General features: G+C 36.8%; 20 protein-coding genes. 19 read left to right on the forward strand and 1 reads right to left on the reverse strand.

What is annotated here, in order from left to right:
* Positions 1-44: 44 nt before the first annotated feature.
* The 3 genes from pfkA to BAU28_RS09880 all read left to right on the forward strand — a co-directional run bounded on the left by pfkA (position 45) and on the right by BAU28_RS09880 (position 3448).
* Positions 45-1004 (forward strand): 6-phosphofructokinase, encoded by a 960-nt coding sequence (gene pfkA, locus BAU28_RS09870; RefSeq protein ID WP_071718466.1) that lies wholly within the window; start codon positions 45-47, stop codon positions 1002-1004.
* A gap of 53 nt (positions 1005-1057) precedes the next feature.
* Positions 1058-2815, forward strand: coding sequence for a pyruvate kinase (gene pyk / locus BAU28_RS09875; RefSeq protein ID WP_002173721.1), 1758 nt, complete (start codon positions 1058-1060; stop codon positions 2813-2815).
* A gap of 243 nt (positions 2816-3058) precedes the next feature.
* Complete coding sequence (locus tag BAU28_RS09880; RefSeq protein WP_071718467.1) at positions 3059-3448, forward strand: FxsA family protein; 390 nt, start codon at positions 3059-3061, stop codon at positions 3446-3448.
* Positions 3449-3938: 490 nt separating this feature from the next.
* On the opposite strand, the gene ytvI is transcribed toward BAU28_RS09880, so the two are convergent.
* Positions 3939-5057, reverse strand: a complete 1119-nt coding sequence (ytvI, locus tag BAU28_RS09885; protein ID WP_071718468.1) for a sporulation integral membrane protein YtvI — start codon at positions 5055-5057, stop codon at positions 3939-3941.
* Positions 5058-5469: 412 nt separating this feature from the next.
* Here ytvI and BAU28_RS09890 point away from each other — a divergent pair, with 412 nt between their 5' ends.
* The 16 genes from BAU28_RS09890 to BAU28_RS09970 all read left to right on the forward strand — a co-directional run bounded on the left by BAU28_RS09890 (position 5470) and on the right by BAU28_RS09970 (position 22983).
* A complete protein-coding gene (locus BAU28_RS09890; RefSeq protein ID WP_071718469.1) occupies positions 5470-5931 on the forward strand; it encodes a DUF441 domain-containing protein in 462 nt (153 codons plus the stop codon).
* Positions 5932-6318: 387 nt separating this feature from the next.
* Positions 6319-7467, forward strand: coding sequence for a citrate synthase (gene citZ / locus BAU28_RS09900; protein ID WP_116500351.1), 1149 nt, complete (start codon positions 6319-6321; stop codon positions 7465-7467).
* Positions 7468-7627: 160 nt separating this feature from the next.
* Positions 7628-8920 (forward strand): NADP-dependent isocitrate dehydrogenase, encoded by a 1293-nt coding sequence (gene icd / locus BAU28_RS09905; protein ID WP_002173716.1) that lies wholly within the window; start codon positions 7628-7630, stop codon positions 8918-8920.
* Between the two features lie 19 nt (positions 8921-8939).
* Positions 8940-9878 carry a malate dehydrogenase gene (mdh, locus tag BAU28_RS09910; RefSeq protein ID WP_071718471.1) on the forward strand — a complete coding sequence of 313 codons (939 nt, stop codon included), beginning with the start codon at positions 8940-8942 and terminating at the stop codon, positions 9876-9878.
* Positions 9879-10094: 216 nt separating this feature from the next.
* A complete protein-coding gene (locus tag BAU28_RS09915; protein WP_071718472.1) occupies positions 10095-10568 on the forward strand; it encodes a MaoC family dehydratase in 474 nt (157 codons plus the stop codon).
* 292 nt (positions 10569-10860) lie between these two features.
* Complete coding sequence (locus tag BAU28_RS09920; protein ID WP_071718473.1) at positions 10861-11106, forward strand: hypothetical protein; 246 nt, start codon at positions 10861-10863, stop codon at positions 11104-11106.
* Positions 11107-11264: 158 nt separating this feature from the next.
* Positions 11265-11984 carry a two-component system response regulator PhoP gene (gene phoP / locus BAU28_RS09925; RefSeq protein ID WP_071718474.1) on the forward strand — a complete coding sequence of 240 codons (720 nt, stop codon included), beginning with the start codon at positions 11265-11267 and terminating at the stop codon, positions 11982-11984.
* Positions 11977-13740, forward strand: a complete 1764-nt coding sequence (gene phoR, locus BAU28_RS09930; RefSeq protein ID WP_071718475.1) for a sensory box histidine kinase PhoR — start codon at positions 11977-11979, stop codon at positions 13738-13740. Before phoP ends, phoR begins: the two co-directional genes overlap by 8 nt.
* 282 nt (positions 13741-14022) lie before the next feature.
* Positions 14023-16656 carry a DNA polymerase I gene (polA, locus tag BAU28_RS09935; RefSeq protein ID WP_071718476.1) on the forward strand — a complete coding sequence of 878 codons (2634 nt, stop codon included), beginning with the start codon at positions 14023-14025 and terminating at the stop codon, positions 16654-16656.
* A 12-nt stretch (positions 16657-16668) separates the two neighbouring features.
* A complete protein-coding gene (gene mutM / locus BAU28_RS09940) occupies positions 16669-17499 on the forward strand; it encodes a DNA-formamidopyrimidine glycosylase (RefSeq protein ID WP_025147563.1) in 831 nt (276 codons plus the stop codon).
* Positions 17500-17571: 72 nt separating this feature from the next.
* Positions 17572-18204 (forward strand): sporulation membrane protein YtaF, encoded by a 633-nt coding sequence (gene ytaF, locus BAU28_RS09945; RefSeq protein WP_071718477.1) that lies wholly within the window; start codon positions 17572-17574, stop codon positions 18202-18204.
* A 51-nt stretch (positions 18205-18255) separates the two neighbouring features.
* On the forward strand, positions 18256-18858 hold the full coding sequence (coaE, locus tag BAU28_RS09950; protein WP_048372889.1) for a dephospho-CoA kinase: 603 nt from the start codon (positions 18256-18258) through the stop codon (positions 18856-18858).
* Positions 18859-18967: 109 nt separating this feature from the next.
* Positions 18968-19996: a glyceraldehyde-3-phosphate dehydrogenase gene (locus tag BAU28_RS09955; RefSeq protein ID WP_002173705.1), complete on the forward strand. Its 1029-nt coding sequence runs from the start codon at positions 18968-18970 to the stop codon at positions 19994-19996.
* Positions 19997-20383: 387 nt separating this feature from the next.
* Entirely contained in the window at positions 20384-20767 is a 384-nt protein-coding gene (speD, locus tag BAU28_RS09960) for an adenosylmethionine decarboxylase (protein ID WP_002003660.1), read from the forward strand.
* A 195-nt stretch (positions 20768-20962) separates the two neighbouring features.
* Positions 20963-21424 carry a transcriptional regulator NrdR gene (gene nrdR, locus BAU28_RS09965; protein ID WP_001203686.1) on the forward strand — a complete coding sequence of 154 codons (462 nt, stop codon included), beginning with the start codon at positions 20963-20965 and terminating at the stop codon, positions 21422-21424.
* Positions 21425-21576: 152 nt separating this feature from the next.
* Positions 21577-22983: a replication initiation and membrane attachment family protein gene (locus tag BAU28_RS09970; RefSeq protein WP_071718478.1), complete on the forward strand. Its 1407-nt coding sequence runs from the start codon at positions 21577-21579 to the stop codon at positions 22981-22983.
* The last annotated feature ends 20 nt before the right edge of the window (positions 22984-23003 follow it).

Genomic DNA, 23003 nt, shown 5'->3' on the forward strand with positions numbered 1-23003 from the left:
GTTATTTTATTATAAGGCAAATAATCTTTATGAGGTGAGTACAAATGAAACGTATTGGTGTATTAACAAGTGGTGGAGATTCACCTGGTATGAATGCTGCCATTCGTGCAGTTGTTCGTAAAGCGATTTTCCATGATATTGAAGTATATGGTATTTACCATGGATACGCTGGTTTAATTTCTGGTCATATTGAAAAATTAGAACTTGGTTCTGTTGGCGATATTATCCACCGTGGTGGTACAAAATTATATACAGCAAGATGTCCTGAGTTTAAAGACCCAGAAGTACGACTTAAAGGAATCGAGCAATTAAAGAAACATGGTATTGAAGGACTTGTTGTTATTGGTGGAGATGGTTCTTACCAAGGCGCAAAAAAATTAACTGAGCAAGGATTCCCATGTGTAGGTGTACCAGGTACAATCGACAATGATATTCCTGGAACAGACTTCACAATTGGTTTCGATACAGCTTTAAATACTGTTATTGATGCAATTGATAAAATCCGTGATACAGCTACATCTCATGAACGTACATATGTTATTGAAGTAATGGGACGTCACGCTGGAGATATCGCATTATGGGCTGGTTTAGCTGATGGTGCAGAAACTATCTTAATCCCAGAAGAAAAGTATGACATGGATGATGTTATCGCTCGTCTGAAACGCGGTAGTGAACGTGGTAAAAAGCACAGTATTATCGTTGTAGCTGAAGGTGTTGGAAGTGCAATTGACATCGGTAAGCACATTGAAGAAGCAACAAACTTTGATACTCGTGTAACTGTATTAGGTCACGTACAACGTGGTGGATCACCAAGTGCACAAGACCGTGTATTAGCTAGTCGTCTTGGCGCAAGAGCAGTTGAATTATTAATTGCTGGTAAAGGCGGACGTTGTGTAGGTATTCAAAATAACCAACTTGTTGATCATGACATTATCGAAGCGTTAGCTCAAAAGCATACAATCGATAAAGATATGTATCAATTATCTAAAGAATTATCCATCTAATCGGCTTAATGTCAGATATTTGGGAACGGTTTCATAATTTTCGGAGGTGCAATATGCGTAAAACTAAAATTGTATGTACTATAGGTCCTGCTAGTGAAAGTATTGAGAAATTAGAACAATTAATCGAAGCGGGTATGAACGTTGCTCGTTTAAACTTCTCTCACGGTAGCCATGAAGAGCACGGAGCTCGTATTAAAAACATTCGTGAAGCTTCAAAGAAAACTGGTAAAACAGTTGGTATTTTACTTGATACAAAAGGTCCAGAAATCCGTACTCACGACTTCGTAGACGGACAAGCTGAGCTTGTAACAGGTGCAGAAGTAGTTCTTTCTACTGAACAAGTATTAGGAACTGCAGAGAAGTTCTCTGTATCTTATGCTGGTCTTTATGATGATGTAGACCCAGGTTCTCGCATTCTAATCGATGACGGTCTTATCGAACTAGAAGTAATCGAGAAAGCTGACGGAAACATCCGTACAAAAGTATTAAACAGCGGAACTGTAAAAAATAAAAAAGGTGTTAACGTACCAAACGTAAGCATTAAGCTTCCTGGTATCACTGAAAAAGACGTTAAAGATATCGTTTTCGGTATCGAACAAAAAGTTGATTTCATCGCAGCATCTTTCGTACGTAAAGCATCTGACGTATTAGAAATCCGTGAATTATTAGAAGAGCATAACGCTCAGTATATCCAAATCGTACCAAAAATCGAAAACCAAGAAGGTATCGACAATATCGATTCAATCTTAGAAGTTTCTGACGGTTTAATGGTAGCTCGTGGTGATATGGGTGTAGAAATTCCACCAGAAGAAGTACCATTAGTGCAAAAACGTCTAATCAAAAAATGTAACGTATTAGGCAAACCAGTTATTACTGCAACGCAAATGTTAGATTCTATGCAACGTAACCCACGTCCAACTCGTGCGGAAGCAAGTGACGTAGCAAACGCAATCTTCGATGGTACAGATGCAATCATGCTTTCAGGTGAAACTGCTGCGGGTCAATACCCTGTAGAAGCTGTAACAATGATGGCTAACATTGCAGTACGTGTTGAAAAATCATTACAATATGAAGATATGTTCAAAAAACGTATTAAAGAGTTCACTCCAACAATTACAGATGCAATTAGCCAATCTGTTGCGCACACAGCACTTGCTCTTGATGTAGCTGCAATCGTAGCTCCAACAGAAAGTGGATATACTGCGAAAATGATCTCTAAATACCGTCCGAAATCTCCAATCGTAGCTGTAACATCTGACGAGCAAGTAGGACGTCGTCTTGCACTTGTTTGGGGTGTTCAAGCGTTTATGGCTGGAAAACGTGCAGCTTCTACTGACGAAATGTTAGATACTGCAATTCAAACAGGTATGGATGCAGGTCTAATTGGACTTGGAGATACTGTAGTAATCACTGCTGGTGTTCCAGTTGCTGAAACTGGTACAACAAACTTAATGAAAATCCACGTTGTTGGTGAAGAAGTTGCTAAAGGGCAAGGTATCGGTCGTAAAGCTGCAAAAGGTAAAGTAGTTGTAGCGAAAACAGCTGCTGAAGCTGTAGCGAACGTAAACAAAGGTGATATCCTTGTTACTACAAGCACTGATAAAGATATGATTCCTGCAATTGAAAAAGCTGCTGCTCTAGTAGTTGAAGAAGGTGGCTTAACAAGCCATGCAGCTGTTGTAGGTGTATCAATCGGTATTCCTGTTATCGTTGGTGTAAACGGCGTAACAACAACTTTAAAAAATGGCCAAGAAGTAACAGTTGATGCAGCACGCGGAATTGTTTATAATGGACATGCGGAAGTGCTATAAGAAGTAATACGGAGAGAAGGAGCGGAGTCCTTCTCTTTTTTTTACACAAAAAAGGGTAGAGATAGCTTTAAATACCTGAAATCGCTTTGGAAAACGTTTGTTATAATGTTTAATGGCCGAAGATTATTTATCTTTTGTAGAGCTTATATGAGCGTTGTGAGAGGCTTATAAAGCCATGATAGATGTGATGAGGGAGAGGCGATATTTGAGCCTTTTGAATGAAATATGAAGGAGTGTGGAGTTATGAAGTGGTTACTATGCTTGCTTATTTTAATACCGGCGATTGAGATTACGGTATTAATTGTGTCGAGTCATGTAATAGGTTTATGGTCTACGTTCGCTATGATTGTATTTACGGGTATTGTAGGTGTATATTTGGCGAAACGACAAGGGTTTAAAGTGCTTAGAGAGATTCAATTTAGGTTAAATAGAGGAGAAATGCCGGGTGATGCGGTTCTAGATGGTATTTTTATATTCGTAGGAGGTATTCTTTTGGTGTTACCGGGATACGTAACGGATATACTTGGTTTTATCTTTGTTGTTCCTGCGACGAGGGCTTTATTAAAACCGCTTGTTATGAAGTGGATTGATTGGAAATTTAGAAAGAGAACTACTATTATTGTTCAAAAATAAAGCGTGGATCATAATGATCCACGCTTTATTTTTTTGTTTGTTAATTATGGCTGCTTAGACTTCAGTTGGAATACGAGTTTTTTGTGAAAGTTAGATTGTTGTCAGCTGATAATCAATAGGGATAGAGAGTGGTTCTTGTAAATTAAATGTTTACTTTAGGGAATGTTCTTTCCTCTGTCGAGGTTTGATTAGTGTAAAGAAGATAGGTGAGGGGAGGAAAACTACTGATTAAAAGGGTCCCCTACCTCATTTTGTATATTTATTCATTTACATAAAAAGTAATAAATGTAAGTAATAATTATAGGATAAATAGAATAAAAATGTAATTTCAACCTAAAACATGCGTTTTTTATGCAAAAAATAAGAGAATTATCCTTTTTTAGGAAATTCTCTTTCGGATGTAGTTAGTACAAAAAAGTACAGTGAATAATCAGTGGGAAATTCCCACTGATTACAGTTAATTTTTTTATTGTGTATGAATTAGAAAATATTATTTTGATGGTGAGCCTTTAATGAATTTCCATAAGTCATGGAATACATGAGCTTTGTGTAATGTATTAAGTAGTACTAATGTGACTGGACCGATGATTAATCCTAAAAAACCAAAGAGCTTAAAGCCGACAAATAAAGCGATGAGTGTCGCTAATGGATCAAGTCCAATATTAGATGAAAGTACTTTCGGCTCCATGATTTGTCTTTGGACAATCACGACGATGTATAGGATGAGAAGACCGATGGCGAATGCAGTGTCGCCTGTGAAAAATACGTATATAACCCAAGGAACGAAGACAGCTCCTGTTCCTAAATACGGGAGTAAATCCACAACTCCTGTAATAATCGCGATAGTAATTGCGTATGGCACGCGTAAGATTAAAAGACCGATTAGTACAATGATAGTTGTCATAGATACGAGTGTAAGTTGTGCTTTAACAAAACCGAACAAAGCTTTTCTTAAATCGACAAAAATAGTTTTTCCGTATCCATGTACACGATTGGGTAGGAGTTTTCTTGCTTTATGAGCAAGACGATGCCAATCGTAACTAATGAAGAAAGTGGCTAATAAGATGAATACAAGGACAGTTAAAGTTGTTGGTAATGCACTAATGAAATTTGTTAATCCACTTATGATGGCGGTTAAAAGTTCTTTCATTTGTGTCGTTGCTTCGGTACCTAAGTTTTGAATATTTTGTGTAATAGTGTATCGCTGTGGTTCTCCGAGATGATTAAATTTAGAGATTAAATCATCATAGAGAGGCATAATATGATTAAGTGCAAATTCTTGGGCGAATGCAACGATATCTGGAAACTTCACTGTAACAATTTGTAGTAAGTATGTTGTGGCAGATATTGCTTCAGTTACAAGGTATGTAACAAGTCCGACGATAGCTCCGAACACGAGAATTAAGCTAACGAGTACCGATAACGCACGAGGAAATTGTAGTTTTTGATTAAGGAAATTGACGACAGGATTAATCAAATAAGCGAATGCAAAAGCGATAATAAAAGGGTAAATAAGGCCTGACATGTAAAGTAAGGCATAGAACCCAACTACCGTTGCTACAATGACAAATATGAGTCGTAATATCGTATATAGCAAGTTTCGGTTCAAAGATGTATACCTCCCATTCCAATTTGGATTATCCTAATTCGTTCAACTTATAACTAGTGAGATTCACTGATCAAAGTTTCACTTTATGTTATAGTGGAATGATGGATTTAGCCTGCTTTTGCAGTGGAATAATGACTGTAAAAGCTTGCTGGTGATATGGTAAAAACTTCATTTTCTCTCCTTTTTATTTTACCTGTTTCTTATTAGAAAAGAAAGGAGAGACAGCCGGTGTATACATGCTTTAGTTTTTTTCTGGTTAAAGTCTTGTTTGTAATCTTGAAACGCATATGAAAATTAATTTGTTGCTTTATTATAATTGATAAATGCGCATCGATATAGCATGTATAACGATAGGTTTAAAGGTATTTTTGTTTGGAAACAAGTTCATTATTTTCAGAAAGGAAGTGCAATCATGATTAGTCAGTCAACGTTATTTTTATTCATACTACTTATTATAGGACTAATTGCTAAAAACCAATCGCTTACTGTAGCTGTTGGTGTGTTGTTTTTATTGAAGTGGACGTTTTTAGGAGAAAAAGTTTTTCCTTATTTACAAACGAAAGGAATTAACCTCGGTGTGACGGTTATTACAATTGCGGTGCTTGTACCAATTGCGACGGGTGAGATAGGCTTTAAACAACTTGGAGAAGCGGCGAAATCATATTATGCATGGATTGCCTTAGCTTCAGGGATAGCAGTTGCTTTGTTGGCGAAAGGTGGAGTGCAATTATTAACGACTGACCCTCATATTACAACTGCACTTGTTTTTGGGACAATTATAGCTGTCGCTTTATTTAATGGGGTCGCTGTAGGTCCATTAATTGGGGCTGGAATTGCCTATGCAGTTATGAGTATTATGCAAATGTTTAAATGAGGAATTTTATAGTAATATAAAATTTTTGAATTCTTTCTGTTCACAAAAGTCAGATAATTGTTTATAATAGGATTAGAAACTTTGAAAAGTTACATAACAGCAAAGACTTTACACCAGATAAAATAAAAACAACATAAAACAATTTTATAATGATATTGTTTTATGTTGTTTTTATCATAAAACTCTTCGGAATTAATTTTCCTCACTAACTTGTTGTTCTGAGCGTGAGGATTCGGGGAGACATTCACGCTCATGCTTTCCATGTAAGCAATGGACAATAAGAGGGGAACATCGCAATAAATTTGCATGATCGTGCATTTTGCTTGCCTAAAGAGTGAACGAGCGTTCATAATTTATAAGGGGAGCAAATAGATATAAGGAGCAAGATTGGGAGAATTTTCAGGAAAAGGAGAGAATGTCATGACTGTTATTCGAGGTTTAGAAGGGGTAGTAGCAACAACATCATCTGTGAGCTCTATTATTGATGATACATTAACTTATGTTGGGTATAATATTGATGATTTAGCTGAGAATGCTACATTTGAAGAAGTAGTGTACTTATTATGGCACCGCAAGCTTCCTAACGAAAAAGAACTAGCGGAATTTAGTGAAACTGTGTCTCAATACTATAAAGTTCCAGGTGAGATTTTAACATATTTAAAACAAGTAGATTTAAATATTGCGCACCCGATGTCTGTTTTACGAACTGCAATTTCCATGCTATCATTATATGATGAGAGCGCTGAAATAATGGATGAAAAGTCCAATTATTTGAAAGCGGTTAAATTACAGGCGCAAGTGGGGACTTTAGTTGCGGCTTATGCAAGAATTCGCAAAGGTTTAGATGTTGTTGAGCCAAGAAAAGATTTATCATTAGCTGCAAACTTCTTGTACATGTTAAATAATCGTGAGCCAAATGAAGTTGAAATTGAGGCTTTTGACAAAGCACTTGTACTCCATGCAGATCATGAGTTAAACGCTTCTACATTTACTGCACGTGTTTGTGTTGCTACGCTGTCGGATGTATATTCTGGTATTACAGCAGCGATCGGTGCGTTAAAAGGTCCTCTTCACGGCGGGGCAAATGAAAATGTAATGAAGATGTTAACTGAAATTGGTGAAGAAGAAAATGTAGAATCATATATTCATAATGCTCTTCAAAATAAAGTGAAAATTATGGGATTTGGCCATCGTGTGTATGAGCATGGTGATCCACGCGCGAAACATTTACGTGAAATGTCTAAGAGATTATGCGTGCTTTTAGGAGAAGAGAAATGGTATAATATGTCTATCAAAATTGAAGACATTGTAACAAAAGAAAAAGGTCTTCCACCAAATGTTGATTTCTATTCAGCTTCTGTATACCATTGTTTAGGAATTGACCATGATTTATTTACACCTATCTTTGCAATTAGCCGTATGTCAGGCTGGTTAGCTCATATTCTAGAACAATATGAAAATAACCGTTTAATCCGTCCGCGTGCTGATTATAATGGACCGACACACCAAGTGTATGTTCCACTAGCACAACGATAAGCGAAAAACACTATTTTGATAGTGAAAATACGCTTTCAAAAGTCTGACTTTTTTGGGAAGATGTAATGATTAGAATATTTTAATTTGACTAACGGTTTGAACTGAGGGGTTACTCCCTCAGTTTCATACATATGAAATTTCAAACATGGGGGTTATCACATTGACAACAGGTGAAAAAATTACTGTAACTAATGGTGTTATGAATGTACCAAACAATCCGATTATTCCATTTATCGAAGGAGATGGAATTGGTCCTGATATTTGGGCAGCTGCATCTCGCGTACTAGAAGCAGCAGTTGAAAAAGCTTATGATGGTGAGAAGAAGATCGTTTGGAAAGAAGTGCTTGCAGGGGAAAAAGCATTCAACCAAACAGGCGAGTGGTTACCAGAAGAGACATTAAATGAAATTCGTGAGTATTTAATCGCGATTAAAGGTCCACTTACAACTCCGGTTGGTGGTGGTATTCGTTCTCTAAACGTAGCACTTCGTCAAGAATTAGATTTATATGTATGTCTACGTCCAGTTCGTTACTTTGAAGGTGTTCCTTCACCTGTAAAACGTCCGGAAGATACTGATATGGTTATTTTCCGTGAAAATACAGAAGACATTTATGCTGGGATTGAATATGCACAAGGATCTCCAGAAGCAGAAAAAGTTCTTGCTTTCTTAAAAGAAGCAATGGGCGTTAATAAAATTCGCTTCCCAGAAACTTCAGGGATTGGTATTAAGCCTATTTCAGAAGAAGGGACAAAGCGTCTTGTTCGTGCTGCAATTCAATATGCAATTAACGAAAAACGCTCTTCTGTTACATTAGTTCATAAAGGAAACATTATGAAATTTACAGAAGGTGCTTTCAAAAACTGGGGTTATGAAGTAGCGGAACAAGAATTTGGCGATAAAGTATTTACTTGGGCTGAATATGACCGTATTGTTGAGAAAGATGGTAAGGATGCAGCGAATAAAGCGATGGCTGAAGCAGAATCTGCTGGAAAAATCATCGTAAAAGATTCTATTGCAGATATCTTCTTACAACAAATTTTAACTCGTCCTCGTGAGTTCGATGTTGTTGCAACAATGAACTTAAACGGAGACTATATCTCTGATGCACTTGCTGCACAAGTAGGTGGCATTGGTATTGCACCTGGTGCAAATATTAACTATGTTACTGGACATGCTATTTTTGAAGCTACACATGGTACAGCTCCGAAATATGCAGGTTTAGATAAAGTAAATCCATCTTCTGTTCTTCTTTCTGGTGTATTATTATTAGAGCACTTAGGATGGAACGAAGCTGCGAAATTAGTAACTGCTTCAGTTGAGAAAACAATTGCATCAAAAGTAGTAACATATGATTTCGCACGCTTAATGGAAGGTGCAACAGAAGTGAAATGTTCTGAGTTTGCTAATGAACTTATTAAAAACATGGATGTAGCGATAATCAAAAACGCATAATTAAAGCGGGGGGTAAATTATGACAATCAAACGCAAAAAGGTTTCAGTCATCGGTGCAGGATTTACAGGAGCAACAACAGCATTCTTATTAGCACAAAAAGAACTTGCAGATGTTGTATTAGTGGACATTCCACAGCTGGAAAATCCAACAAAAGGGAAAGCGTTAGATATGTTAGAAGCGAGCCCAGTACAAGGTTTTGATGCTAACATTATTGGTACATCTGATTACGAAGATACTGCTGATTCTGACGTTGTCGTTATTACAGCAGGTATTGCGCGTAAGCCTGGTATGGGCCGTGATGACTTAGTAGCAACAAACTCTAAAATTATGAAAAGTATTACGCGCGACATTGCAAAACATTCACCAAATGCGATTATTGTTGTGTTAACAAATCCAGTTGATGCAATGACATATTCTGTATTTAAAGAGGCTGGGTTCCCGAAAGAGCGTGTTATTGGTCAATCAGGTGTATTAGATACAGCTCGTTTCCGTACATTCATTGCGCAAGAATTAAATCTATCTGTTAAAGATATTACAGGATTTGTTCTTGGGGGACATGGTGATGATATGGTACCTCTTGTGCGCTACTCATATGCAGGTGGTATACCGTTAGAAACATTGATTCCGAAAGAGCGTTTAGAAGCAATCGTAGAACGTACACGTAAAGGTGGCGGTGAGATTGTAGGCTTATTAGGAAACGGTAGTGCATATTATGCGCCAGCAGCATCTTTAGTTGAAATGACAGAAGCAATCTTGAAAGATCAACGCCGTGTATTACCAGCTATTGCGTACCTTGAAGGTGAATATGGTTATAGTGACCTTTACTTAGGGGTACCAGTAATTCTAGGTGGTAACGGAATTGAAAAAATTATTGAATTAGAACTTCTTGAAGATGAAAGAGAAGCGTTAGATCGCTCTGTAGAATCTGTACGTAACGTTATGAAAGTTCTTGTTTAATAATTAAATATAGGCGGAAAAAGATTCGGGGCCCCGAATCTTTTTCTACTATTTACTGAATTGTTTTTTTAAAATAATATGAAAACGCTATCATTTGTAGGATCCTATAATGAAACCATAGACTTATACTATACATTGCCCTCATCATAGTAATTTTCGGATAAGGTATCGCTTTTAGTAGGATAATAAGGTGAAAAAATCGGAGGGGGTTGTAACATGTTAAAGAAAAAAGTTCAAATTGGTCGTAGAATGGATGAAATTACAGTAGGAGAGAAACTAGCTATCACTGAAAAAATTGAGGATAAAGATTTGTTATTGTATTTAGGGTTAACGAATGATGCCAATCCATTATATATTCAGCATGATTACGCATCCCAAACTCCGTATGAAAAGCCGATTGTACCAAGCATTATGCTAACAGGGATGATTACAACGGCGGTTACGAAATATTTGCCAGGTCCAGGTAGTCATATTATTAGGAAGGACCTTACGTTCGTGAAGCCTGTTCACCATTATGAAACGTTACAAATCCACTTTGAAGTTGTGGCTGTTTCTGAGGAGGAACATACAATTGATATGCTTGTATCAGCTTATGATGAACAAGAAGAGAAAGTTGTAAAAGGTTCATTAACAGTAACACCACCTTTTAAATCTGTCTCTATTATGGAAAAAGCATTAGATAATTTTTAAAACATGAAAATATGAATAGCGCTAGCATCCCTGTATTAAAGAGATGCTAGCGCTATTTTTAGTTGAAGAATCCATCTACGAATCCTTGGGCGAAATCTGAGCAGTTAGTTTTAATTGTATCCCAGTTTGAGATGTTAAAAGTAAGAATACATGTTACCACTAAAGATAAAATAGGTAGTACGAGTCGCATAATAAAACCTCATTTATTTTAAATTTATATATAGTAATTTTTGTATTTAATTATTGCATTATTAAATAATGGAAGTCAAATGAAGGGGTGGTTTTTAGAGGAATGAGATGGAAAAGTGAAGACACGATCTTTGAAACGATGAGAGAAGCTGCAGTATGGGCAGATTCGATCGCGAATGAAATGTATGGGAGAGTATTTGATGGATATGAAACACCAGATTATAAAATAGCATATGCTCTTTCGTTTTTCCTAGCGCAAAATCAAGATTTTATAGTTTGTACAGAAGTGAGTTATAAAAAAGATAGGATGATTTATAAGGTTTGGACAACAACTGGATCACTAAAGTGAAATTGTAAGTATTTCGATTTTTCAGAACGATTTTATTATAACCGGGATCCATGAATAGACAATTTTATTGAGGGGGAACCTGTTTTCTAGTATGATGAGAATAACGGGGAAAATACTAGGATGAAGAAGGTTTCAAGTCTATAACTTGGAGGAAGAGAATGAACAATCGTATTTTAGTAGTTGATGATGAGGAGTTTATCTTAACTTTAATTGAATTTAATTTACAACAAGCTGGGTTTGAAGTTATAACAGCGATGGATGGAGAAATGGCGCTTCAAAAAGCGACTACAGAACGCCCAGATTTAATTATATTAGATTTAATGCTTCCGAAAATGGATGGTATGGAAGTGTGTAAAGAATTACGATTGCAGCGTGTTATGACGCCGATTCTAATGCTAACAGCAAAAGATGATGAATTTGATAAGGTGCTAGGTCTTGAACTTGGGGCTGATGATTATATGACGAAGCCATTTAGTCCAAGGGAAGTTGTTGCGCGTGTGAAGGCGATTTTGCGTCGTACGAAATTACAACAGGAAGAACAAGTTTCAGAAGCGCCAGATGAAGATAGCATCATGATTGCAGAACTGAAAATTTTACCTGAGTTTTATGAAGCGTACTTCCAAGGGAGAAAGCTGGAGTTAACGCCGAAAGAATTTGAGCTGCTTGTTTATCTTGCGAAAAATAAAAGTCGTGTATTAACTCGTGATCAATTATTAAGTGCTGTATGGAATTATGATTTTGCCGGTGATACAAGGATTGTTGATGTCCATATTAGCCATTTGCGCGATAAAATTGAAAAAAATACGAAAAAACCGACGTACATTAAAACGATACGTGGTTTAGGTTATAAATTAGAGGAGCCAAAAGGGGATGAATAAATTTCGCTCCAGGCTTCTTTTTACATTTGTTTCTCTCATTGTTTTTATTCTAGTTGGACTAGGTGTGTTATTAGAAACTGTATTTGAAAATTACTATATAGATCATGTTAAAGAGAGAATGGTAAAAGAGACGCAGTATGTTGCGTTATTAGCAGAAGAGCAAGGGTTTGATGCTGTTTTAAAAAAGCCGTATGTATTTGAAAAGTTAGAAGAACAAATACCAGCTTCTATTCTATTTGTTGATGAAAAAAGGAAGGTTCAATATAGCGGTGGGCAACAATCTGCATTTAGTCAAGAGGTGATTAAAGAACTTTCTTCCGAAACAGCAAACCAAAGAAATAAAGTCATTACGAAAGAAACGGATCAAAAGAATGCATTTTATCATGCGGTGTTCGTTCAGGATGTAGCAGGGAAACAAGGATATATTTTGGTGAAAAGTACGATTGAACCTTTGAGGGACATTCACCAAAAAACGTGGGGATTATTAATTATCGGATTTGTCATCGCTTGTCTCGTAGTTGTATTCCTTGGTATGAAAATTACAGGGCAATATATTAGGCCGATTGAATCGGTTACGAAAGTTGCGATTGAATTAGCGAAGGGGAATTATAAAGCGCGTGCATATGAAAGTCGTTCAGATGAAACTGGAATGCTGAGTAAAGCGATTAATATTTTAGCTCGTAATTTACAAGAGATGACACTCGAACAAGAAATGCAACAAGATCGTTTGCACACATTAATTGAAAATATGGGAAGCGGAATGATTTTAATTGATAGCCGTGGATATATAAACCTTGTAAACCGTTCTTATAAGGAAACTTTCCACGTAACTGATGAAGAATATTTAAATCGTTTATATTATGAATCGTTTCACCATACGGAAATTATTGAACTTGTGGAAGAAATTTTTATGACGGAAGTGAAAGTGCGTAAACAAATGTTATTGCCGCTTGGCATTGAGCGAAAGCATTTCGAAGTATATGGAGCGCCAATTATTGGAACGAACCATGAATGGAAGGGAATTGTTCTCGTATTCCATGACATAACTGAGCTAAAGAAATTAGAACAAATGAGAAAAGACTTTTTAGCGAATGTTTCTCATGAATTGAAGACACCGATTACCTCTATTAAAGGTTTTTCAGAAACGCTCTTGGATGGAGCGATGGATAACAAAAGATTTTGTGAACATTTCTTACATATTATTCTAAAAGAAAGTGAACGCATGCAAGGATTAATTGAGGATTTATTAGATTTGTCAAAGATCGAGCAACAAGGATTTAAGTTGAATATGGGTACGGTTGATATGAAGGGGCTTCTTGAGGACATTCACATGGTGCTTGATAATAAAGCGGGAGAAAAAGAAATCTCTTTACAAGTGAATGTATTGAAACGAGTTTCTGTTATTGGAGATCCTAGCCGCTTAAAACAAATCTTTATTAATTTAATTAATAATGCAATCGTATATACGCCAGCTGGAGGCGTGGTTTCTGTTGAATTAGCAGAAGATAAATATAATGCTTATATAAAAGTATCGGATACTGGAATTGGTATTAGTAAAGAAGAAATCCCTCGTATTTTTGAACGTTTTTATCGAGTAGATAAAGCGAGAAGTAGAAATACAGGTGGAACAGGTCTTGGCTTGTCCATTGTTAAACATTTAGTGGAAGCACATCAAGGTACGATTACAGTGGATAGTGAAGTTGGGGAAGGAACAACATTTACAGTTGTTTTACCAAAATCGGCAACTGTAAAATAGGGCGAAGGATGTTTACAATATATTAACAATTGCTTAATTAAATATTAATAAAGTTCTGTTAATATAATATATGAAAACCCCTTCATCCAAGGAGTAATTTTGGACGAGAATAGTTACGCTATTCTCGTCACTTCCCTTTATGCCAATATAAGTCTGTTTATATATAATAGAAAAAACCGTTATTTTTCTTCTCTCTATTAGTCATGTTAATATAGAGAGAGGAAAGGAACGGTTTTTTTCTGTGGAAAAATCGTTTTAAATTTGTATGGGGAGGTTTGCAGTTTGGAAAAAAAAGTCGTATTAGTAGATGGTAATAATATCGCGTATCGTGCTTTCTTTGCACTACCGCTTTTAAATAACGACAAGGGTATACATACGAACGCAATTTATGGTTTTACGATGATGTTAATGAGAATATTAGAGGAAGAAAAACCGACGCATATGCTTGTAGCGTTTGATGCGGGAAAAACAACATTCCGTCATAAAACATATAGTGATTATAAGGGAGGGCGTCAAAAGACTCCGCCTGAATTATCAGAGCAATTCCCGTTTATTCGTGAACTACTTGATGCATTTAATGTTCCGCGTTATGAGTTAGAAAATTATGAAGCGGATGACATTATGGGGACGTTAGCGAAAGAAGCAAGTGAGCAAGGGTTTCATGTTAAAGTTATTTCAGGAGATAAAGATTTACTTCAACTTGTTTCAGATAATACACTCGTATGTATTCCTCGCAAAGGGATTACGGAAGTAGATGAATATACGAAAGAAGCTTTATTTGAGAAATATAGCTTGTCACCAAAACAAATTATTGACATGAAAGGTTTAATGGGAGACCAATCAGATAACATTCCTGGCGTACCAGGTGTTGGTGAAAAAACTGCAATTAAATTGTTAACACAATTTGAAACAGTAGAAGCTGTATATGAAAACTTAGATCAAGTAAGTGGCAAGAAATTAAAAGAAAAGTTAGAAGCAAATAAAGAACAAGCTCTTATGAGTAAAGATTTGGCGACTATTATTACGGATGCACCAATTACTGTGCATGTAGATGATATGGAATATAAAGGATACGAAGCAAGCGATGTTATTCCGATGTTCGAGAATTTAGGATTTACATCTCTTTTAAATAAGTTAGGTGTTACGCCAGAAGAAACAGCGCCAGCTGAATTAGATGATATTACATTTGATATTGTGGAAGAAGTTACGGAAGAAATGCTTCAGCAAGATAGTGCGCTTATTGTAGAGGTACAAGAAGATAACTATCATAAAGCGGACATTCAAGGTTTTGGTATTCAAAATGAAAATGGTTGTTACTTTATTCCGACAGACGTCGCTCTTAAATCAGATGCTTTCAAAGAGTGGCTTGCGAATGGAGAAATGAGGAAACATACATTTGATACGAAGCGTGCTATCGTTGCTCTCAAGTGGAATGGTGTAGATATTCAAGGGATTGACTTTGATTTATTAATTGCCGCTTATTTACTTGACCCAGCTGATACCGATAAAGATTTTCGTGCTGTAGCAAAAATGAAAGAAACACATGCGGTAAAGTCTGATGAAGAAGTTTACGGAAAAGGTGCGAAGCGTGCTGTTCCAGAACAAGAGGTAGTAGCTGAGCATGTAGCTCGTAAAGTGCATGTATTATACGATGTGAAGCAAACATTCGTAGAAGAGTTAGAAAAGAATGAGCAATATGAACTATTTACAGAGTTAGAATTACCGCTTGCGCGTGTATTAGCTGACATGGAAGTGAAAGGTGTTACAGTTGATACGGAGCGTCTTCGTAATATGGGAGAAGAGCTTGCAGGTAGATTAAAGGAAATGGAACAGGAAATTTATGAGCTAGCGGGGACAGAATTTAATATTAATTCACCGAAGCAGCTTGGCGTCGTTCTATTTGAGACCTTAAACTTACCAGTTATTAAAAAAACGAAAACAGGTTATTCTACGTCAGCTGATGTACTAGACAAGCTTATGGATCATCATGCAATCATTCCGAAAATTTTACACTATCGTCAATTAGGGAAACTAAACTCAACATATATTGAAGGGTTATTAAAAGTTGTACATGACGATTCGTCTAAAATTCATACTCGCTTTAACCAAGTGTTAACGCAAACGGGGCGACTAAGTTCAACAGAACCTAACTTGCAAAATATCCCAATTCGCTTAGAAGAGGGAAGAAAGATTCGTCAGGCATTTATTCCTTCAGAAGAAGGATGGATTATGTACGCGGCTGATTATTCGCAAATCGAATTGCGCGTGCTTGCTCACATTGCAAAAGATGAAGGGTTAGTTGAAGCGTTCCAACATGATATGGATATTCATACGAAAACAGCTATGGATGTATTCGGCGTTGGAAAAGATGAAGTGACATCTAATATGAGACGACAAGCAAAAGCTGTAAACTTTGGTATTGTGTACGGTATTAGTGATTACGGACTTTCACAAAACTTGGGGATTACTCGAAAAGCGGCAGGAGAATTTATTGAGAAGTATTTTGAAAGTTTCCCAGGTGTGAAAGAATATATGGATGACATTGTAAAAGACGCGAAGCAAAAAGGATATGTTTCAACGTTATTAAATCGTCGTCGTTACATTCCAGAAATTACGAGTCGTAATTTTAATTTGCGTAGCTTTGCAGAGCGTACTGCAATGAATACACCGATTCAAGGTAGTGCGGCGGATATTATTAAAAAGGCTATGATTATTATGGCGGATCGCTTAGAAGAAGAAGGATTAGAAGCGCGTCTTCTTCTGCAAGTGCACGATGAATTGATCTTTGAAGCACCAAAAGAAGAAGTGGAAAAATTAGAGAAGCTTGTACCGGAAGTAATGGAGCATGCAATTGAATTGGCAGTTCCATTAAAAGTTGATTATTCTTACGGCCCAACTTGGTACGACGCGAAATAAGGAAGGGATAAAATGCCTGAATTACCAGAGGTTGAAAACGTTAGACGGACACTTGAAAATCTTGTAACGGGAAAAGTAATTGAAGATGTAATTGTCACTTATCCAAAAATAGTGAAACGACCGGACGATGTAGAAATCTTTAAAGAAATGCTGAGAGGCGAGACGATTGGAAATATAAAACGAAGAGGTAAGTTTTTACTTCTATATGTAACGAACTATGTAATTGTTTCACATTTGCGTATGGAAGGTAAGTTTTTACTTCATCAAGAGGATGAGCCAATCGATAAACATACACACGTGCGTTTCTTATTTACAGATGGAACTGAATTACATTATAAAGATGTGAGGAAGTTTGGTACGATGCATCTCTTTAAGAAAGGTGAAGAATTTGCTCAAATGCCTCTTGCAGATTTAGGGCCAGAACCATTTGATGCTGAATTGACACCGCAGTACTTAAGGGAAAGACTACAAAAGACAAATCGTAAAATAAAAGTTGTATTATTAGACCAGCGTCTTTTAGTAGGGCTTGGAAATATATATGTAGATGAAGTTTTATTCCGTTCGCGCATCCATCCAGAACGAGAAGCATCGTCTTTAACAGAAGAGGAAATCGAAAGAATTTACGAGGCGACTGTGACAACACTAGGTGAAGCTGTTAAACGCGGGGGAAGTACAATTAGAACTTATATTAATTCACAAGGTCAAATCGGTTCGTTCCAAGAGCTTCTAAATGTATATGGGAAAAAAGGAGAACCGTGTGTAACTTGTGGTACGATATTAGAAAAAACAGTGGTTGGTGGAAGAGGAACGCATTACTGCCCAATTTGCCAGCCTAGAATATAGAAAAGAGATAACATCGGATAGGCATTTGTCATATACATACAGCAGAGCTATGTATAAGGGAGGAGCTTACCGATGTACCTTTATTTATCTCTTATTTTATTAGCTTTTACATTAAGCTTAGATAGCTGTAGTGTAGGGCTGACATATGGGTTAAGAAGCGTAAGAATTCCGCTAAGATCCATTATAATTATCGGGATCTGTTCAGCAGCTGTAATGCTCGTTTCCATGGGAATTGGACATATGATCGCGAAAATATTTTCACCTGTTATCGCAACGCGTATCGGTGGGCTTGTTCTTATTGGAATAGGTATTTGGGTGTTATATCAGTTTTTTCGGGGCGATAAAAAAGAAGAACCGAAGCAAGAAGAGAAAGTTTGGAAGTTAGAAATTGCTTCGCTAGGGCTAGTCGTTCAAATTTTGCGAAAACCGACTGTTGCGGATTTTGATAAATCAGGAATCATCTCTGCAGGAGAAGCGCTACTTCTCGGTATTGCTCTTTCTGTGGATTCGTTTGGTGCTGGAATTGGTGCATCTTTATTAGGGTATGCACCTGTGATGATGGCGACGATAGTTGCGGTTATGAGTTCTTTATTTTTATTTATTGGAATGAAGCTCGGTACGGTTTTATCGAATATGAAATGGTTACAAAAATTTACATTCCTGCCTGGGGTTTTACTCATTATTATTGGAATTTGGAAAATGTAAGTATGGGCGTGGAACATTAGTTTCGCGCCTATTATTATGAGGAGGATTATTATGACAGTTGTAGTTGGATTAACAGGAGGCATTGCGAGTGGGAAAAGTACAGTATCACAAATGTTTCGAGAAATACATATACCAGTCATTGATGCCGATATTATTGCGCGAGAAGTTGTAGAACGTGGAAAACCAGCATATAACAAAATTGTAGAAGTTTTTGGAACGGAAGTGTTACAAAAAGATGGAGAACTTGATCGACCGAAGCTTGGAAGTGTTGTTTTTTATAATGAAGAAAAACGATTGCAGTTAAACAAAATTGTTCATCCTGCGGTGCGTGAAGAAATGAATGAACAAAAGGAGATGTACATAAAAGAAGGTATGCAAGCGGTTGTGTTAGATATCCCTCTTTTGTTTGAAAGTAAATTAACAAATCTCGTTGATCGAGTATTAGTTGTAGCGGTTACGCCGAATACGCAATTAGAACGTTTAATGAAACGGAATGATTTTTCAGAAAAAGAAGCAACGGCACGTATTCAATCTCAAATGCCACTAGAAGAAAAGGTAAAGATGGCGGATGAAGTAATTTATAATGATGGCACAATTGTTGAAACGAAAACACAATTAGCTGCTATTTTGAAAGAATGGAACATTATTGATTAAAAAATTGTGAAATTAATGAAAATGCTTAGTGACATATCTCCTTTTTGTGCTATACTATTATTGGGATTGGAGATAAATAGTATAACGCATTCAAGGGGGATAACATATTATGACTCGTGTGGCAATTAATGGATTTGGACGTATTGGGAGAATGGTATTTCGTCAAGCAATAAAAGAAAGCGCATTCGAAATTGTAGCAATCAATGCAAGCTATCCATCCGAAACGTTAGCACATTTAATTAAATATGATACAGTTCATGGCAAGTTTGACGGAACAGTAGAAGCATTTGAAGATCACCTACTAGTTGATGGGAAAATGATTCGCCTTTTAAACAACCGCGATCCAAAGGAATTGCCTTGGAAAGATCTAGGTGTTGAAGTTGTAATTGAAGCAACTGGTAAATTTAATTCGAAAGAAAAAGCAATTCTTCATGTTGAGGCTGGAGCGAAAAAAGTTATTTTAACAGCGCCTGGTAAAAATGAAGATGTAACAATTGTAGTTGGTGTGAACGATGACCAATTAGATATTACAAAACATACTGTTATTTCAAATGCATCTTGTACAACAAACTGTTTAGCGCCTGTTGTAAAGGTGTTAGATGAGCAGTTCGGAATTGAAAACGGTTTAATGACAACTGTTCATGCTTATACAAATGACCAAAAAAATATTGATAATCCACATAAAGATTTAAGAAGAGCACGTGCTTGCGGACAGTCTATCATTCCGACAACGACGGGTGCTGCGAAAGCGCTAGCAAAAGTTCTTCCACACTTAAACGGAAAACTTCATGGTATGGCACTTCGTGTACCAACACCAAACGTGTCTCTAGTTGACCTAGTAGTAGACGTAAAACGTGATGTGACAGTTGAAGATATTAATGAAGCGTTCAAAACTGTTGCAAACGGTGCATTAAAAGGAATTGTAGAATTCAGCGAAGAGCCTTTAGTGTCTATCGACTTTAATACAAATACACACTCAGCTATTATTGATGGTTTATCTACAATGGTAATGGGTGATCGTAAAGTGAAAGTGCTTGCTTGGTATGATAACGAGTGGGGCTACTCTCGTCGTGTTGTAGATCTTGTAACGTTAGTTGTTAATGAATTAGCGAAACAAGAAAATGTTCAACACATTTAAGTGAAATAAAGGGAGGGCAAGTAAATATTTGCCTTCTTTTTTATTTTTTTCTGAAAAGGGAAAAAATTATATGAGTATATTTTCAAAAAGTGGACATACCAAAAACCATTGGGATTACTGCATTTGTGAATGGTTTATTTTTTTTAGGGAAAAGTAAAGAGGAAAATATGACAGAAAATCGAAAAAACTGTTGTTGCAAAATGAAAATAAACAAAGTATACTAACACTCGTAAACTTAAGAGCTGAGGTACGTAGTCACTACTTAAAGGGTTAGGACCTCTCTGGACTAACTTTCCCCCGTGGTAGTGGAGCAAGCCAAATTGCAAATTAGTTTTCAATTCGAACAGTTAGATTAAATTTACAAGGGGGAACTGTAGAATGGATACTATGGATACGATGGGTCGTCACGTGATCGCTGAACTTTGGGATTGCGATTTCGACAAGCTTAATGACATGCCGTATATTGAACAATTATTTGTGGATGCAGCACTAAGAGCTGGTGCTGAAGTACGTGAGGTTGCTTTTCATAAATTTGCACCACAAGGTGTAAGTGGAGTAGTAATTATTTCGGAATCACATTTAACAATTCATAGCTTTCCGGAGCACGGTTACGCAAGTATTGATGTTTATACTTGTGGGGATCGTATTGATCCAAATGTTGCTGCAGAATATATTGCAGAAGGTTTAAACGCGAAAACGCGTGAGAGCATCGAGCTTCCTCGAGGCACTGGTAGCTTCGAAATTAAGCAGAGAGAAACAAAAGCTCTTTAAAAAAGAACATAATTGATTTAAAATGTAAAGAGGTGTATAATGCACCTCTTTTTTAGTTTATATAAAATAAGATCATGATATGTATTAACTTAGAGTGGTCAGTGTAGAAGAATGAGTTATATAATATTGTATATATATTTTCACGTGTAGATGAATCGTAAAAAATAAAGAGTATATTGTAAAGGAGTGAATGAATTGCGTTGTCCATCCTGTTTTCATAATGGCACAAGAGTGTTAGATTCGCGTCCGGTAGACGAGGGGCGCTCTATTCGAAGAAGGAGAGAGTGTGAGAGTTGTTTAAGTCGCTTTACGACATTTGAAAGGGTAGAAGAATCACCTCTTATCGTTGTTAAAAAAGAAGGAACACGAGAAGAGTTTAATAAAGAGAAGATCTTACGCGGTTTAATTAAAGCGTGTGAAAAAAGACCTGTATCTTTAAGGCAGTTAGAGGAAGTAACGCAAAGTGTAGAGCGTGAACTTCGTAACTTAGGTATATCAGAAGTGAAAAGTGATATGATTGGTGAAATTGTTATGGAAGAACTTCGCGATATCGATGATGTCGCTTACGTACGTTTTGCTTCTGTATATCGTCAATTTAAAGATTTAAATGTATTTATTGAAGAATTAAAAGATATACTGCAAAAAGAGAGAGAGTAGAAGGTGTAATCCATTCTCTTTATATACTGTAAGTAAACGAGATAAGAGAGCTAGAAGCGGAAGCTAATAGCTCTTTTTCGCTAAGAAATTATATAATGAAGATAGAACGAATGAAATATAGGTTAGATTGGATGAGAGAAAGGAAAGCAAGAATGGAAAAACAGTCATGGATGGAGCTATTGCCGATTGATCGTTATAAAGTAAGTGCGAAAGGGTTGCTACATAATTACGACCGGAAAGTGTTAACGATGTTGTATCAGCCGCTAGTAGGTAGTAGAGCTTTTAGCTTATACATGACGCTATGGGGAGAGTTAGAGCAAGATCGTGTGTTTGGAAAAGAGAATACACATCACTCCCTTATGGTGACCATGCAAATGCAACTTCCTGAAATATATGGGGAACGAGTAAAGTTAGAGGCGATTGGGCTTTTAAATGTATATATTAAGAAAGAAAAAGATATTCGAATGTTTATATATGAATTGCAACCACCTTTATCTCCGAAGCAGTTTTTTGATGATATTGTTTTAAGTATCTTTTTATACAATCGATTGAGTCGGACAAAATACAACCAAGTAAAGCAATATTTCTTAGAAGAAGAATTCGATTTTGCTTCTTATGAAAATGTTACGCGCTCCTTCAATGATGTATTTGATTCATTTAACCCAGGTCAGTTTGAGTATGCGCAAGAAGAACTTCGTATCCCGAAAACGACAACTATGCCAAGTAATGAGAATGGGGATGCTCCGAAAGTTTGGAATGATTTCTTTGATTTCCCTTTATTTGTAGAAGGATTATCAGCGCTTGTTCCTAAAAAGGCGATTACAGATCAAGTGCGAGAATGTGTCATTACACTCTCTTATGTGTACGGTGTGGATGTGTTGTCGATGCAAAATATCGTTCTTGGCGCAGTGACAGAGATGCAAACAATTGATATTGAAAGGCTTCGAAAGGGAGCACGCGATTGGTATCAATTCGAAAATGGTCAAGCATTACCTGTATTAAGTGAAAGGGTGCAACCTCATGCTGCTCGTACAATGAAAGAGAAAGAGCCATCTACGCAAGAAGAGATGCTAATGAAGCAGTTAGAGGAAATCTCGCCAAAACAACTATTGAAGGAGATTTCGGGCGGTGCAGAGGCGACGAAGGCGGACTTGCAAATTGTCGAGGATGTAATGATAAACCAAAAATTAACGCCAGGGGTTGTGAATGTACTTATTTATTACGTTATGCTACGCTCAGATATGAAGCTTGCTAAAACGTATGTTGAGAAGATTGCTGGGCATTGGGCGCGAAAAAAGGTTGGTACAGTAGGCGAAGCAATGGCGCTAGCAAAAGAAGAGAATCGTCAATATCAAGAGTGGGCTGAGACGAAGAAGAAAGGCCGTACGACCAAGAAAACGGTGCGTAAAGAAATGGTACCAGATTGGCTGAAAGAAGAGCCGAAAGAACAAGCGAAAGAAACTGTGAAAAATGACGTGAGTGTGGAAAAAAATGCAAGTACGTTAGAAGATGAACGAAAACGATTAGAAGAAGTGTTGAAAAAATATAAGCGTGATTAATAGAAGAGAATGAACGCTCT

This window comes from Bacillus paramycoides (assembly GCF_001884235.1).
Classification (GTDB): Bacteria; Bacillota; Bacilli; order Bacillales; family Bacillaceae_G; genus Bacillus_A; species Bacillus_A paramycoides.